The sequence below is a fragment of the Bartonella sp. AC70YNML genome (assembly GCF_042196545.1).
Lineage (GTDB): Bacteria > Pseudomonadota > Alphaproteobacteria > Rhizobiales > Rhizobiaceae > Bartonella.
Window position 1 is genome coordinate 54,585 of record NZ_JBHIQK010000001.1, and the last position, 15,030, is coordinate 69,614.

14 protein-coding genes, 1 tRNA gene and 4 pseudogenes are annotated in these 15,030 nt (G+C 40.1%); 14 read left to right on the forward strand and 5 right to left on the reverse strand.

What is annotated here, in order from left to right:
- Positions 1-35: 35 nt before the first annotated feature.
- Positions 36-1,313, reverse strand: coding sequence for a threonine ammonia-lyase IlvA (ilvA, locus tag ACFIMU_RS00290; protein ID WP_375608747.1), 1,278 nt, complete (start codon positions 1,311-1,313; stop codon positions 36-38).
- Positions 1,314-1,459: 146 nt separating this feature from the next.
- On the opposite strand from ilvA, the gene ACFIMU_RS00295 reads away from it, so the two are divergent.
- From ACFIMU_RS00295 to ACFIMU_RS00310, 4 genes and pseudogenes are all read left to right on the forward strand, one after another.
- A tRNA-Leu gene (locus ACFIMU_RS00295) sits at positions 1,460-1,545 on the forward strand.
- 222 nt (positions 1,546-1,767) lie between these two features.
- The gene (locus ACFIMU_RS00300) at positions 1,768-1,974 is read left to right on the forward strand and encodes a hypothetical protein (protein WP_375696721.1); all 207 of its coding nucleotides are present in this window, start codon (positions 1,768-1,770) and stop codon (positions 1,972-1,974) included.
- Between the two features lie 550 nt (positions 1,975-2,524).
- Entirely contained in the window at positions 2,525-2,698 is a 174-nt protein-coding gene (locus ACFIMU_RS00305) for a hypothetical protein (RefSeq protein WP_375615097.1), read from the forward strand.
- Between the two features lie 1,219 nt (positions 2,699-3,917).
- Positions 3,918-4,203 (forward strand): annotated as a pseudogene (locus ACFIMU_RS00310) (hypothetical protein).
- A gap of 301 nt (positions 4,204-4,504) precedes the next feature.
- Here the strand turns inward: ACFIMU_RS00310 and ACFIMU_RS00315 are convergent.
- A complete protein-coding gene (locus ACFIMU_RS00315) occupies positions 4,505-4,813 on the reverse strand; it encodes a hypothetical protein (RefSeq protein WP_375615095.1) in 309 nt (102 codons plus the stop codon).
- Between the two features lie 177 nt (positions 4,814-4,990).
- Between ACFIMU_RS00315 and ACFIMU_RS00320 the strand changes: the two genes are divergently transcribed.
- From ACFIMU_RS00320 to ACFIMU_RS00335, 4 genes and pseudogenes are all read left to right on the forward strand, one after another.
- Positions 4,991-5,311 carry a hypothetical protein gene (locus tag ACFIMU_RS00320; RefSeq protein WP_375696722.1) on the forward strand — a complete coding sequence of 107 codons (321 nt, stop codon included), beginning with the start codon at positions 4,991-4,993 and terminating at the stop codon, positions 5,309-5,311.
- A gap of 3 nt (positions 5,312-5,314) precedes the next feature.
- Positions 5,315-5,893 (forward strand): annotated as a pseudogene (locus ACFIMU_RS00325) (hypothetical protein).
- 606 nt (positions 5,894-6,499) lie between these two features.
- Positions 6,500-7,228: an antA/AntB antirepressor family protein gene (locus ACFIMU_RS00330; RefSeq protein WP_375696785.1), complete on the forward strand. Its 729-nt coding sequence runs from the start codon at positions 6,500-6,502 to the stop codon at positions 7,226-7,228.
- A complete protein-coding gene (locus tag ACFIMU_RS00335; RefSeq protein WP_375686763.1) occupies positions 7,225-7,503 on the forward strand; it encodes a hypothetical protein in 279 nt (92 codons plus the stop codon). The genes ACFIMU_RS00330 and ACFIMU_RS00335 overlap by 4 nt, the downstream gene beginning before the upstream one ends.
- A gap of 46 nt (positions 7,504-7,549) precedes the next feature.
- On the opposite strand, the gene ACFIMU_RS00340 is transcribed toward ACFIMU_RS00335, so the two are convergent.
- The 3 genes from ACFIMU_RS00340 to ACFIMU_RS00350 are packed head-to-tail and all read right to left on the reverse strand — an operon-like array spanning position 7,550 to position 8,318.
- Complete coding sequence (locus ACFIMU_RS00340) at positions 7,550-7,696, reverse strand: CopG family antitoxin (RefSeq protein WP_375696723.1); 147 nt, start codon at positions 7,694-7,696, stop codon at positions 7,550-7,552.
- Positions 7,697-7,738: 42 nt separating this feature from the next.
- Positions 7,739-8,056, reverse strand: a complete 318-nt coding sequence (locus ACFIMU_RS00345) for a type II toxin-antitoxin system HicB family antitoxin (protein WP_004856761.1) — start codon at positions 8,054-8,056, stop codon at positions 7,739-7,741.
- Positions 8,046-8,318 (reverse strand): toxin HicA, encoded by a 273-nt coding sequence (locus tag ACFIMU_RS00350; RefSeq protein ID WP_012231065.1) that lies wholly within the window; start codon positions 8,316-8,318, stop codon positions 8,046-8,048. Before ACFIMU_RS00350 ends, ACFIMU_RS00345 begins: the two co-directional genes overlap by 11 nt.
- A gap of 49 nt (positions 8,319-8,367) precedes the next feature.
- Between ACFIMU_RS00350 and ACFIMU_RS00355 the strand changes: the two genes are divergently transcribed.
- The 6 genes and pseudogenes from ACFIMU_RS00355 to ACFIMU_RS00380 all read left to right on the forward strand — a co-directional run bounded on the left by ACFIMU_RS00355 (position 8,368) and on the right by ACFIMU_RS00380 (position 15,000).
- Positions 8,368-8,916, forward strand: coding sequence for a hypothetical protein (locus tag ACFIMU_RS00355; protein ID WP_375696724.1), 549 nt, complete (start codon positions 8,368-8,370; stop codon positions 8,914-8,916).
- Positions 8,897-9,586, forward strand: coding sequence for a phage baseplate assembly protein V (locus ACFIMU_RS00360; RefSeq protein WP_375696725.1), 690 nt, complete (start codon positions 8,897-8,899; stop codon positions 9,584-9,586). The genes ACFIMU_RS00355 and ACFIMU_RS00360 overlap by 20 nt, the downstream gene beginning before the upstream one ends.
- The gene (locus ACFIMU_RS00365; protein WP_375608688.1) at positions 9,583-9,924 is read left to right on the forward strand and encodes a GPW/gp25 family protein; all 342 of its coding nucleotides are present in this window, start codon (positions 9,583-9,585) and stop codon (positions 9,922-9,924) included. The genes ACFIMU_RS00360 and ACFIMU_RS00365 overlap by 4 nt, the downstream gene beginning before the upstream one ends.
- The gene (locus tag ACFIMU_RS00370) at positions 9,921-10,748 is read left to right on the forward strand and encodes a baseplate J/gp47 family protein (protein WP_375687949.1); all 828 of its coding nucleotides are present in this window, start codon (positions 9,921-9,923) and stop codon (positions 10,746-10,748) included. The genes ACFIMU_RS00365 and ACFIMU_RS00370 overlap by 4 nt, the downstream gene beginning before the upstream one ends.
- Positions 10,748-11,854, forward strand: a pseudogene (locus tag ACFIMU_RS00375) (phage tail protein). Before ACFIMU_RS00370 ends, ACFIMU_RS00375 begins: the two are co-directional and overlap by 1 nt.
- A gap of 1 nt (position 11,855) precedes the next feature.
- Positions 11,856-15,000: pseudogene (locus ACFIMU_RS00380) on the forward strand (DUF4815 domain-containing protein).
- The last annotated feature ends 30 nt before the right edge of the window (positions 15,001-15,030 follow it).

A 15,030-nucleotide genomic window follows, 5' to 3' on the forward strand; every position in this document is an offset into this window, starting at 1 on the left:
CGTTATACTTCTTGTTTTAGTAAAATTTCAGTTTTTCAAATAACAAAATCAAATAAAGTTTGATCATCAGTAATATCACGGTAACGCCAACCTAACGTTTGAAATTTTTCCTCTAAAAGACAAAAATTACCGTATTTTTTTGTTTCAATCGCAACCAATACAGAACCAAAGTTTCTCGCTGATTTTTTAAGATATTCAAAACGTACGATATCATCATCTGGTGATAATGTGGAAAGAAAATGACGCAATGCACCAGGATGTTGCGGAAAACTAAAAATAAAATATTTTCTCAACCCTTGGAAACGTAAAGAACGCTCTTTAATTTCTGGCAAACGCTCAAAATCAAAATTACCTCCTGAAATAACGAGAAGAATTTTTTTCCCTTTTAACTCTTGAGGAGGAATACTGTTAAGCGCATCAATCGATAAAGCACCAGCCGGTTCAAGAACCACACCTTCAACATTAAGCATTTCAACCATCGTAGAACAAACGCGATTTTCAGGAACCGTAATGACAGAATCAGGGGGAAATTGCTTTAGAATTGTATAGTTTAGTGCACCAATTTCAGCCACAGCAGCACCATCTACAAAAGTATCAATGCTTTCAAGCTTGACGCGTTTTCCACTCTCCAAACAAGCAAGTAAACTTGCTGCTCTTTGCGGCTCAACAAAACGAAGCTTTGTTTTCCAACCATATTCATGTAGAAACTTGCTCACTCCACTTGCCAAACCACCCCCACCTACCGGCACAATCATCAAATCTGGCTCACTTTCTCCATTGAGTTTTTTCCATTGTAAAGCAGCCTCACAAAGCACTGTTGCCTGCCCCGTAATAATGCGAATATCATCGAAAGGTGGAGCCATTACACCACCGCTCTCTACGACAAAGGATTGTGCAGCTTCATAACATTGATCAAATGTTTCACCAACCAAACGAATATCAATGAATTCTTTACCAAAAATACGTGTTTTTTCAATTTTTTGTTGTGGCGTTGTCATAGGCATGAAAATCACGCCTTTACGTTTAAAATAACGACAAACAAAAGAAACCCCTTGCGCATGATTCCCCGCTGAAGCACAAACAAATGCAGAATCTGGTGATATACAGCTAAGCATTTCTGAAACAAAATTGAAAGCACCACGAATCTTATAAGACCGCACCGGTGTTAAATCTTCACGCTTTAAATAAATTTCTGCATCATACTTTTGGCTAAGAAAATCATTTCTTTGAAGTGGTGTTTCAGCAAACACGTGATGCAATCCCACCATAGCTTTTGTGACGTCTTGAATAAATTGACTCATAACACTAATCATTTCATACTTTATTTACATTATAAAAGCTTTTTCTATCGATAAAGGAAACTATTGTCAGTCAAAATTTCACTAAAAAATGAAAAATGTTTCTTTTGTCATTAATTCTTGATTCAATAAAAGATATAGCTTATGAGAGAACTCACATCGCGGACGTGATGAAAACGGTAAACATAGCAGACTTAAAATCTGCCGGTCGAAGACCTTGCGGGTTCAAGTCCCGCCGTCCGCACCAAATTATCTTAATCTCTCTTATTTTCCAATGAGTTATTAAAAATCAAAAAAAATTAAAGCACCTTCTACACCACCTTTCGTAACTTTATTATAACGCTATTAGACAGCACCGCGATGATGCTAAAATGCGAATCATTGCTGCTTTTTGAGGTACCTTTTTAGCACTTTGACCTCCTCCTCATCTTTATAGGATGGAAAGGCAATTAGTATTGCTAATTTGGGATTGGCTTATACTCTTCATGACTCTTATAAAACGACGCAAAAGCTCAGAAAAGAGATAGATGCAAAAGACAAAATAATAGATAAAGAAGCTAAAATAATACGTGCACAAAAAGATGTGATTCAAAAACAAGAAGAGTTAATTCGAAAATCAACTGCTTCTAAAATTATTTTTCCTCGAATGGCAATTAAAAATTTAGCCCAAAAGTAGTTTCAAGTACTTTCTCACAAACATTTTTTCAAGACAGGCAATCACAACACGCTCTATCATAGCGCACATATAAATACACAACAGCCTTAATGGGGGAAGATGATCATCAAATACACAAATCATTCTCTACCTTGATCTAGGTACCAAGACAGGCTGAGCGATTTCTCGTGTAGACAGCAGTATAACAAGTGGCACTTGTCAATTTTGAATCTTGTCGTTTTAAAGGCGATGGTATGCGCTATTTGCGTTTTCAGCAATGACTTACAAAAATGAAAATAACAACAGATAAAGGCAACTCTTCACAAGAAAAGATGATTAAAACGGTGTTGTGCAAAAGGGTAAAACCCAAAAGATGACACCGAAGCAAATGCTTTAGCAATTTTATATTTAGTTAAAGAAGGGAATGCGCATGTCTAATGCAATGCAATGGATAAGATTCCATTTGAATGACTGGATCAATGAGATAGATGGAATGACGTTGGAGCAAAGGTGAGTTTATATAACGCTTTTCATTCGCATGTATGACAAAAAGCACCAATTAAAGAAGACTTTGAAACGCTTGTACGCACTGCAATTGCTCGCAAAAAAGTTTGCAACTCTTGTCGAACACTTAATAAGAAATGATAAACTTATTGAGAAAGATAATGGTTTGTCGAATACGCGCGTTGAAGAAGAGCTAAAAGATTTTACTGATAAAAAAAGTGCACATATCGCAAATTCATAGTGAGGCTGGAAAAAGTGCACAATAAAAAACGCTATAAAAAACATTGTAATGATCTTGCTGAAGCAAACGCTAAGCAAAATCAAGCTATAAAGAACCAGAATAAGAATATATATATAATATACTAAAACCATCATTTTAGTAAAAAAACTGGTTCTGAAAATTTAGAAACAAACGAACAAGTTGACGAACCAACAAAGGTTGCTGCTGTTGAGACCACATCAGAGCAAATCGAAACGGGTATAGAAAACCAACCTTCCATTCACGAGCAAAAAAACATTCCGAAAAAAGCTAAACGGGTTAGAAATGACAGTGACTGTCGTATCCCTGATAATTTTGCAATCGATGAGGAATTGCCTCCAGAGCGTGTCAAAGTCGAAATGACAAAATTTCGAGATTATTGGAAAGCAACATGACGCAATTGGGTGTGAAAAGCTATCAAGGATTTAGAGAATGGAAAAAACTATGGAAATCACTCTCAAAGGCAAAAAAGTGTAGATGAACGCATCTCAGACAGCATCCTTGATATCAGGCCTCGAGGTCACTTTGAAACACATTCACGAGATGATAGCTCCGCAGTTTCCTTTAGTTTTGAAAAATGGCAAGCATTGACACAACAGAAGGAAGCAATTGCCTTAGAAGCATGTGATCAATTTCACGAATTGTTTTAAATAAAAGCGAACAAAGAGGACATAGCCAAGGAAATTCGGATGCTTTCGTGTAGTTTAAAATTTCGCAACAGGCCGATCATGAAGGTATAGCGCTTACCTATGGAGAATGATTTTGGAAAGTGTTTCTACGTAGTCACTGATAAAAATGGTTAAACGGATTTTATGCGATGAGGTAGAAGATTTATCAGATACGTTTTTTCCAAGCACTCGTGAGTTAGTAAGATTATGCCGTGATTTGGAAAATAGTCTTTTGGCAAAAGCCAATCTTGTACACAAGGCTGTTTTGAACACCCATGAAAAAAAGCTGAAAAAAGGCAATGAGAGAGAATTCAAGACCACTCACGTTGGTTGAAAAGCAAGTGAAAAACATTTCAGGTTAGCAAACTAGAGAAAATTGCTGATCGTTTTGTGATTGGATGTGCATTTAAATCGACAAAATGGCACCGTACAGAGTGATTTAAAGATTTTATGATAAAAAACCTATCATATAAAACGCTCTGTACGGTCAAATTTGAGGCAAATAGACAAATTTGTAAAATTAGGATTAAAGCATGTTCATTTTAAAACATCTACTCTTAAAAAACCGTAAACAAGCCCATGCGAAAGAGGTTTGTTGCAACGGCAGTGGGTATGCCCCATGGGGGATTGGACAGAGGAGTATTTTTACAACCTCTACGAATATGGAGACGGCACAAGAGGATGTGAAAAGTTTGATGGTGGTCAGTATTACAAAACACCTAAGAATGCGGATTTTAGTACCAAAGCGCAAGTAAAAGCATGGTTTACGGTGGTGATATTCCGAAAAGCATTCTCAATTACGAACCTCTTATAGACTAGATCAACAGAGAGATAAAAAATATTGACTTTAATTCAGAGTATATTGCGTATTGCTCTAAATGCGCTTCTTAAACATTTACACAAAAGCATAAGAAGCTATTGAATCATGAGCTTTATGTTATATTTTTATATAATATTAGAGAGGGCGTTTTATGCACAACAAAATTACGTAAAGTTGGAGGATCCGTTATGCTCTCTATACCTCCTGCATTGTTTGATGTTCTTCATCTTACTGAAAATATGCAAGTGGGTTTGGCTATTGATAATGGACAAATCGCAAAATTACACTCTTGAAGAATTGTTAGCCCAATGTAATCCTTCGGACGATTTTGCGGATAAAGATGTAGAGTGGTTTGATGCAAAGCCTGTTGACAGAGAGCTCTTGTAATGAAGCGGGGTGAAATTTGGTTTGTATCGCTTGACCCAACCTCTGTCTATGAGAAAAAGGAACGCGTCCTGTACTGATTATGTCATTTGCTAGAACAGCAGGCTTTGCTGTTTCATTGGTGGGAACAGGGCTGCATACAACAGGTGTGATACGCTGCGACCAGCCGCGTGCTTTAGATATAGTAACGCGTAATGGGCGAAGTCTTAGCAAAGTTATCAACATTTCTTACTTGAATTTTTTCTACAACTTTTAATGTTTAAAAATACCAACTTTAGGTAAAAAGTAAAAAAGCATAAGATCATGATTTTTTCTGTTGACAAGCAGCTAATCAATTTTTCACAGAATAAAAATCAATATTTGACTAATGATGTCATTAATTATGACTCAAAAGGAGCCATAATGAAAGTTGTCATCACTAAGCCAATGTGTGTTGTTGGCAACAATAAAAGCACTGTTCGTTTTGAAATTTCAACTCCCAATAATCCATTTGTTGAGCTTTCTAATCAAGTCTATGCTCGTCTCAAGCGTGCAAATGCTGCTAAACCCTTTGTTGATGTTAAAACAAAAATAAAGCCCGACAAGGTAGTTGAACAAATTAAGCAAATAGAAAAAGAAGCCGTACAAACATCAACGAAATCAGTGACTAAAGAAACCTCTCTCGAAAAACCAAAAGCATCTAAGGTCTCTCAATCATCAACACCTACTCTTAAAAAGGCTTAGACGTTGAAGTTAATCAACCACCAAAAATGGTATCTTCAACAGGCAAAAGATACCTTCACAAGCCTTCAAGCATCACGCCTTAATTGGGCTCTGCGTAATGCTCTAAACACCTCAGCAAAACAAGTTGAACGCTTTACTGAAAAGCAAGTTGCTGACATCTCATCAGCCCAAATAAAGGGTATAAGAAAAGGTGTTTATATTAAAGAAAAGGCGACAGCAAAGTTTCTTGAGACAGATATCATTGGTTCTGGAACACCAATACCTCTTAAATTTTTTAAAGCAAAAGAAACAAAACACGGCGTGGCTTACACACTATTTGGAAAGAAAGAAATCTTGCCTCATGGTTTTATTAAGGGTGGGAGTTTTCCAAAGCGCGTTGATTTGAAAATGGGAGGGAATGTGTTTCAAAGAGATGACGGAGATCAATTCCCTATTGCAAAACAAGAGGGCCCCTCAACTTCTGAGGTCATGTCAAAGCCAGAGATTGCAAGTGCTATTGCATAATATGCCAATGAAAGATTAACCCAAAATATACAGAGACAACTTTTTCGTCGAGAATACGCTGCTAATAAAAAAGGCTAGATCATGTTCTCAAGCTTTATCTATATATTCCATATCCTTATGAGGATAGGCATTACATATTCTTATTGCAATCTTAAAAACAGATTATCACTTATGCTTCTCTTTTTCCATAAAAAAGTTAATAAAATCAATGCAAAAGGTACTTCCCAGCGGGTTGGCTTCGTTGCAGGGCAGACTAGTGCGAATTATCGCTAGCGACAGAATTTTCAATTTGACTGTACGTTTTACACTTAACTCATTGATAAATAACAATTTTTATTATGTACACTGTACAGTATGTGAAACGTTTTCTTAGCAAGAAGTAATTTTTGTTGCTGGACAATTCTATAGTAATAGGTATTTTCGAATCAGGTGCCTCAAAAACACCTCAAAACAACTAGCGGATTAGTTGCCGAAATAACTAATCTTCCGCAATTTAAAAGCTTTAACTCATTGTATGCTACATGCATATAATAGCTTTGTCAGGTGTGGTTATACCATATAACACCCTTCGGGGAAAGGCGTAACGACAGACTAGATTGCCGTGTTTCTTAGTGCCCAGAACTCTTTTAAAGTGTCAATAGAAAACCTCTAATCGATAGGAGTTCATTATGAACATTCTTAAAAATATCAGAACAAGTCATTGATCCGAAAACCGTTCAAACTGTTAATGCACGTGAATTGCATACGTTTTTGGAAGTTAAATCGGAATTTAGAAATTGGATAAAAAATCGCATTAAAGAATGTAAATTTCGAGAAAATATAGACTTTGTGGCGCTTTCTAAAAATTTAGAAAACAGTGGAAAGGTAAAAGAATACCACATTACATTAGACATGGCTAAACACCTTTCCATGATCGAACGTAATGATAAAGGACATGAAGCACGTCAATACTTTATCAAATGTGAACGACTTTTGAAACAAGTAGCAACACCACAGATAGCTGCATCACAAGTTGACTACTCTAAACCCGAAGCATTACTTGGTGTCTTGAACCATTTACAAAGGCAAATTGAGCAGAAAGATCATGTTATTGCAGAATTAGCACCAAAAGCAGAGGCACTTGAGGGTCTAAAACGCTCTGATGGTCTGTTTGGTTTAATTGAAGCCGCAAAGATGTTAGAGTTGCGACCAAAGGATTTAACGGATTACTTACGTAAACATGATTGGGTTTACCGGCGGGCTCCAGGGGCGCCTCTGTTACCTTATCAGGACAAAATAAAGAAAGGATTCATGGATTGTCCTGCTATTACTATCCAAAGACCTGATGGTACAGAAAAGGTACTCCCTTCAACGAAAATCACATCCAGAGGATTAGCATGTTTGAGAGAGCAAATTCATGGAGGTGTGCAATGAAGATAGATACCAATTTCTTATGCGATTTGTGGATAGCATTGTCTCAGTTTTCCAATCATCGAAGCATTGGAGATGAAAATTGTAATGCCATAGTTGAAGTTATGGAATTAATAGAAAAGGTTTTGATTTTAAAACTTCAAGATGAGATGCCAAGTATGCTTAAAATCTTAACAGTTCTAACAGATTTTGGTGATTCAGAGTTACCGCATAGCATGGATTCTTTGTTACGCGCTTATGAAGCAAATTTCGAGAGCCCCATTAAAAAGGTTGCTTAACTTAAAAACAAAACTCCCCTCCCTATCGTTAAAGGTGGGGAGGTAGTCAAGAGACTTCTTTAGGTAAGAACTCAAAATGAACGGATTTAAAATTAGTTAAGTCATAATCTGTAAGATCGGCAGTATCAACAAAGTTTTCTGCTTCTTCACCCGTCTTGAAAACGGGTATTTGTTTTAATTTAGAGGTTTTCATAAGAATTAGTTTTCTTTTAGTACGTATAGACTTTTAAAAGATTCAAAGTTTAGAAGAAATATATCTATTTAAACTCACACCATTTTCAGCGGCTTGTATTGCAAGTTTTCTATGGAGTTCTGGTGGTATTCTTAATTGAAACTTACCACTATATTTACCATGTGACAAAGGCACAGGAACTTCTTCTCCATTATGTTGCATGTCCTCAACAACTTCTGAAACAAGGTCCATAATACCTTTTAAAGCTTTCTCTGCTTGAGCATCTAACCATGAAAGGGATGGGAATTCTGCACACAATCCGACATATTCCTCATCTTCTTGCGACCACAAAACACGATATGTATAATGATTATTGTTCATGTTTCATCCTTTCTATCGCTTGTAAGACTTGTTTGACTTGATAAGCTTTTGCTTTGTTACCAGAATCTTTTTGAATATTCACACGAGGATCACCAAGCCACGGTGTTTTAAAAACAAAGTGGCTTGTACCATTGTTCCGTGGTTCTCCAAAGAAATAGACACATACAGCCAACAAATCTGAAAACTTAATGTTCTTTGGTGATGCTTTCATCAAGCTGATTATTTTTTCAACTTTATTACTCATAACCAATAATAGTATCATTATTAATCCTAGTCAATCATTTTATGCACTTAATTGAACAGGAGCCCCCATGCCCCCCCGTGAGACGATAAGAGAAACATTTGTTGCGTTGATAAAGGCAGCAAAAACAGTAGCTGGTGATAATGTTTTCAATATGCGCGATTTCAACTTATTTATTGAAGCAATGCCAGCTATTAATATCTCAACGCAAAGTGAAACCATTGAAGATGGACATGATTTTGGCTTAAGACGGCGTGTTTTAACAGTAGATGTTGAATGCTATGCAACATGTGAAGAGGGTGCACGCTTTGTTGACCAATTAGCATGGGAAGTTGAAGAGATTTTCCATGCCAACCCCAATCTTAACAATACCGTTGAGACATGCCGCCTGCAAAATATTGCTTTTGCCTTTGGTGATAATGGCGCCCTAGCGCTCCATGGTGCGATTTTAACCTTTGAAGCCATTTATGTGACAAATATCCCCAACATGGATGAAGAAGAAGGCAGTATAACAGCAAAAATCGTTGAACCTTTCTTAAGTTTTGAACCAGAAACAGGCGTGAGAAATAAAGATAAATACCATAAAATTGAAGGTGGACATGTTAGAGCGGCGCGATAAGGAGATCACCGATTTAAAGAGACGCGTAGCCAATATGGTTGTGGTGGGGAAAATTAGCCATGTCGACCATAAAAACGCACGCTATCGAGTAAAAACTGGAGGTCTTATCAGTGACTGGATTCCAGACACACAAGCCCGCGCCGGTAAAACACGCTCTTATGAAGGGCGCGATGTTGGAGAGCAAGTGATTGTTGTTTCATCATCAGGGGATTTATCGCAAGGAATGATTGTGGGTTCCATTCATACAGATGCTAATCAAGCAGCCGATAAGGGCAGCATTCACCGAACGATATACCCTGATGGAACCAGCCTTGAATATGATGATGAACAAAACACCTATGCCCTCAATATAAAATCGGGTGGAAAATTTATCCTAACAATCTCTGATGGCGTATCACTCAAAGGAGATGCTGGTAAGTTAGAGCTCAGCGCACCGGAGGGCATAAAAATCACTTCAGAACGTGACTTTAGTTTAAAGGCAAAGGGCGGCATCTCTTTGAAGGCTGGTGGTGACATTTCACTGAATTCGAATGATAGTCTCTCTCTTCATTCTGGAAATAATGTTTCTCTTCATTCAAGTAGCTTAAAGCATAACGGCACCAATGTAGGAGCAACCCATGTTCATGGAGGTGTTTACCCTGGTGGTTCGATGACAGGAGGACCAAATTGAACAGTGGAATGGACCGCACAACAGGCAAACCATTGGTTGGCATAGAGCATTTGCGGCAATCGATTATTGATATCTTATCAACACGCATTGGCACACGGGTGATGCGACGTGATTATGGTTCACGCGTTGCAGAACTCATTGATGCGCCAGTGAATAATGCTTTTGCCGTTGCCCTTTATGCCGCCGTTGCTGAGGCTTTAGACAAATGGGAACCACGTTTTAAAGTGAAAAAAATCGATTTTAAAAGGGGTGAGAATGGACACGTTTCTTTATCCTTTGAAGGCATTTATTTGCCATCGGGCAAGCCCATTACCATGGAAGGATTACTGATAAAATGAGTAAAGCGCTTGCAAAACCGGAAATTATTACAGAACTTTCTTTCGAGGAAATCCGCGCTGCGGCTCTTGCTCATTTAAAAAAACTTTTACCCGAATATACATTTTTGGAAAGTGATCCAGCCGTAAAAGTTATAGAGGCTTTTAGCTATCGAGAATTGCTTTTAAGACAGCGTATTAATGAGGCAGCACGCAACAACATTCTTGATTTTGCAATCGGTGAATCTCTTGATGCCTTGGGAAACTGGCATGGTATTGCCCGCATGGAAGGAGAAAGTGACGAGAGATATCGTGAACGCATACAGCTTCATGCCCGTGGAGGAAACGGAAGTGGAACAGAACCCTATTACAAGCTTATCGCCTTAACAGCCGATAGTCGAGTGAAAGATGCCATTATCTATCGTAAAGGCAAAGACCCAACCATCTATGTTGCTCTTTTTGGTAATAATGAAGAAGGAACAGCCTCTGAAGATCTCTTACAAACAGTTTCACAAGCTCTTCACAGAAAAAATATCATCATGACCAATGATACGATTATTGTGCATGCTGCTGTTAAAAAAGTGCTGGACTTAGAAGCAGATGTTTGGCTGTTACCGGAAACATCTTTGAAAATTCTCACGACAATGGAGGCAAATTTAAGAGCAGCATGGAGACAAGAACAAGCCATTGGTCGTGAATTAAGCCTCTCGTGGTGGGTTTCAAAACTGATGATCCCTGGTGTCCAAAAAGTGATTGCCATTACACCCACAAAGGACAGTGCAGTTTGTGATGAAGAAATCTTATCGATTGGCAAAATCACCTTAAACTTCAAAGGGCGTGCACGCTAATGGTTGGTTCCCTCCTCCCCTCACATGCAACAGAATTTGAAAAACGCCTTGCCGATGCTTGCAACTTTCATCAAGATGTTGATGGAGCTGTTTTGGGGATTTCACGTGCAAAACTGATCACGCGCCCTCCCCGCTTTTTGCCGTAGTTGATTGAAGAATATGGACTTGGTGAACTGACACCTTATGTTCCAAACCTCTATGATTTGATTGATCAAGGGCTTGCATGGCAACGCCTGCGCGGGTCTGTTATGGCAATAGAGATGGGGCTTCAATGGTTAGAGCTTTCCGCGCGTTTTAAGCCCGCATGGTCAGAGCGTGCATGGTGGAATTCCTTTCAACTTGAATTTAACCAGTTGCCTGAACCAACACAGCTTGAAGCCGTTGAAGCAATCGTGAGACTTTCCAAAAGTTTGCGCTCTGATTTTCGTCGTGGTGTTTATGGGTATGATGTTGGAGCTGTTGAATGCAATATGTCACGCCTTGATGACAGCATGTTGGATTTCGAGAGTGGCATCTGTCTTACAGCTGGGGGAACTTTGTTTTCCTTTGGACGCACAACAGAAATCAATCACACGCTGACGAAAGAAGAAGGCACATTAATTGGCAACTGGATTGATGACTTTGACGAGGAGTTAAGCTGGAACCAAATTGATTACCCTTGGGATTTGGCAAATTTTCCTTGGTGTTCGGTCAAAAAACATGAACGCGATATACTCATGGCAGAGTGGTTCCAAAATCGTCCCCTTTATTTGGCTTTAAGAGACGCAAACAATACTCTGATTGGGTATCGCCGATGCTATGCTGTAGCGCCTGTAGAGCAGGTTTTAGAGGGTGTTTACAACCATTGTGGCAACAGATTTAACCCTTCCCCCACCGGCACTCTGTTGTTTCTTGCAGCTCGCACAGATTTTGAAGATGTTGAGGACAAACAAGCCGCCGCTGTTTCCCTTCTCGTTCATGGCTCTCTTGCACAACAAACCCCTCCTGGCAAGCTTTGGCTTGAAGCTCATGAACTGCGTGGTGGTGTAGAAATTCTTAAAACACCGGTCAACATTCCTTTGCGTGCTGATGTTCGCGAACAATTCAAAATTTTATTGAGGTTTTAACATGAAGCATGAAAGTGGTTTACCCTTTGCAATTGACAGATCGGTAGGCAAAGACGAACAACAAAGCGTGGTGTTTTATGGCAAGCGCCCTTTTCTTCAAGCGGGTGAACTCAATGAGGTTCAAACCATCATCAGAGGGCGTCATGACCGTTTGGGACGCCTTGTGGCAAAAGAAGGAGACCGCGTTGAACGGGCTGATGCTTTTGTCAATAAAGAGACAAGGACTGTCACGTTAACAGAGGGCAAAATTTATATTGCAGGCGATATCTTTCCTGTCTCAAATGCTGTCTTGGAGAATATTTCCATGATTGGGCGTGTGGAAATTGGTGTAAAGCTACAAAAGAAATGGGTGACATATGAGGATGATCCAGAGCTGTTGGGGCAAGTTGCCGGCAGTTTGGCAGAAGGAGAGCCCGGAGCGGCACGCGAAGTCGCAAAACTTGTCTGGGCTCTCAAAGATGATGAGCAGGAAGGGGCTTTCTTTCCGGTCTATATCTTACAAGATGGCGTTTTGATTGATCAAAAATCGCCCTCACTCCTTGAACCGGCCATGCAAGCCATTGCGACGTACGACCGCGCCCATGGGCATTATATCGTGGGGGGATGCCGTGTAAGTGCATTGGGAGCAAATAACGGTTGCCAAGTGTTTAGCATTCAAGAGGGAGAAGCCAATATCAATGGTTTTAAACGCAAACGCTTAGCAGCTTTGCGCCATGAAGAGATGGAAGATTTTTCGACAAGCGTTGTTCCTAGCGAAACGCATATTTTTTCGCCCCCAAAAGGGAAAACAAGCTTTACCTTTAAACCCTATTATTTTCCTCTTGCTGATATTCAGTCTCTTTTGTTGACAAAAGAAAAAACCGTTACCGTCACCCGCGGTGCCGTTGCCGCAGGGCGTGATGGCGTGCCGGATAAAAGCATCACCGCGTTTATCAAAATTGTTCAAGGAACTAAAGAATTTAAAGAAGGAACGGATTTTAAAAAAACCGGAGACACCATTGATTGGGCACCGGTGGGAGACGAACCTTTAGCAGGGAGCAGCTATAAGGTGACTTATCGCTATCGTGCAAAAATCACGGCTGATAAGGTAACAGCGCAGGAAATTACAGTATCAGGGGGTGCGGAGGGTGGTGATATCATTGTCAGTTACACTTACAAACTCCCCCGCATTGACCGTATTGGTCTCAACACAGGGGGAAATGTCGTCTATATCAAAGGGATTTCTTCAGACCAACCCATGGCACCTAGTGTCCCTGATGAGGTGTTGTCGCTCGCAACCATTACCAACAATTGGCTTAGTACCCCCCCTTGTGGTCAATGATGGCACCCGTGTTGCCCCCTATGATGAGATGTGGCGCTATTTTCAACGGGTGCTTTCCCTTGACCGGTTGATGCAGTTAGAGCGCATTAAAAGCAATGTAGACTCTAAAGAGCCTGTTGCCAAAAAAGGCATGTTTGCTGATCCTTTTCTCGATGATAGTTACAGAGATGAAGGCTTTCAACAAACGGGGGCTGTAGGCAATGGCATTTTGCAGCTTGCTATTGACCCAACATTCTATACTGCTCCTTTAAAAGCGCCTGTCACCCTTGACTGGACAAATGAAGTGATCATTGCGCAAGAATTGACAACGGCTTGCGAAAAGATCAACCCCTATCAAAATTTTGCACCCCTGCCTGGTACAGTAACCCTTGAACCCGCAACAGACTTTTGGCACGAACAGCGCACCGATTGGCTCTCAAGCGTGACCAATCAAATCATTATGGGAAAACATCGCGGCAGTACCATACGTAGAACAGAAGTAAGCGATAATTTCATCAACACACACCAAGAACAAATCGACTTTTTAAGACAAATTACCCTTCACTTTAAAATTGAAGGTTTTGGCAGTAGCGAAATCTTGGAAAGTCTTACCTTTGATGGTGTGGATATTTTGCCAGCGAGCCGCCTTGTTGCCGATAGACAAGGCGTCCTTGAGGGCACTTTCACGATTCCACAAAATATTACCGCTGGTACAAAAAATGTCGTGGCACAGGGGAAAGGGGGCACCATTGCAACGGGACTTTTTACCGGACAAGGTCTGATTGATGTGAAAGTGATGCGGCGCACCACAACAGTGAAGATATGGACGCAATTTGACCCACAAGCGCAAGTCTTTACCCCCGATGAAACACGGCAAATCACTGGAATTGACTTTCATCTTTGTAAAATCGGCAATCAGAACCATGATCTGGTGATTGATTTGGTGACAACCGAAAACGGCTATCCTACCGCCGATATTCAAGCACAAAGCTTTTATTCTATGAAGGGCGCAAAGCTAGGTTGGGCTGGGGCACGCTATGATATCCCCTTGTTAGTCCCTAATGATCGTCTCACTGCTTTTATCATTAAAACCGATGATGCTGATCATGCCATCTCACTAGCAAAGCTTGGAGATTTTGATGTAAACAGTCAAAGATTTGTCTCAAGTCACCCTTACGTGACCGGTCCACGCTTTTCTTCTGTTAACGCACAAAGTTGGAGCGCCCATCAAGATGAGGCTTTAGCCTTTCGAGTGCTCGCTGCACGCTATAGGCAAACAGAAAAGATTGTCGATTTAGGCACCTTTGACCTTGTAGACTGCTCTGATTTGCAAATACGCGCAGCCATTGAGTTGCCTTCAAGTGAGTGTTCTGTCATCTTTGAAATTGAACGAAACAATGGCACAATTTATCAACTTCTTCCCTTTCAATTGCTCAGTCTTACTGAATATATCAGTGAAAAGGTCAAGCTTCGCGCTATTCTTAAAGGAACAGAGAAACTCTCACCGGTGTTATTTGCCCCTGTTCAGTTGATTGCGGGGAAGATCCATAAGGAAGCGACCTATGTCACGCGTGCTTTTGCCTTTGGCGAAAAGGCAAGGTTGACCAGCTATATCAAAACCTTTTTACCGGGTGGTGCAACCTTTTCACTGGAGATGCAACTAGATGATGGTGGCTTCACCCCTTTGAAACTTGACGAAACAGAACAACTCGCTGAACCACTTTGGACAGAACGAAAATTTGTGAGCAGTGACAAAACAGCCAAACAAGCGCGCTTGAAATTGACCCTTACCGGTGGACCTGCTGCGCGGTCCATGGTGAGTGATTTTGGCGCTGGCATATTGTGATGGGAACTGGCATATTATAATGGGAAAATG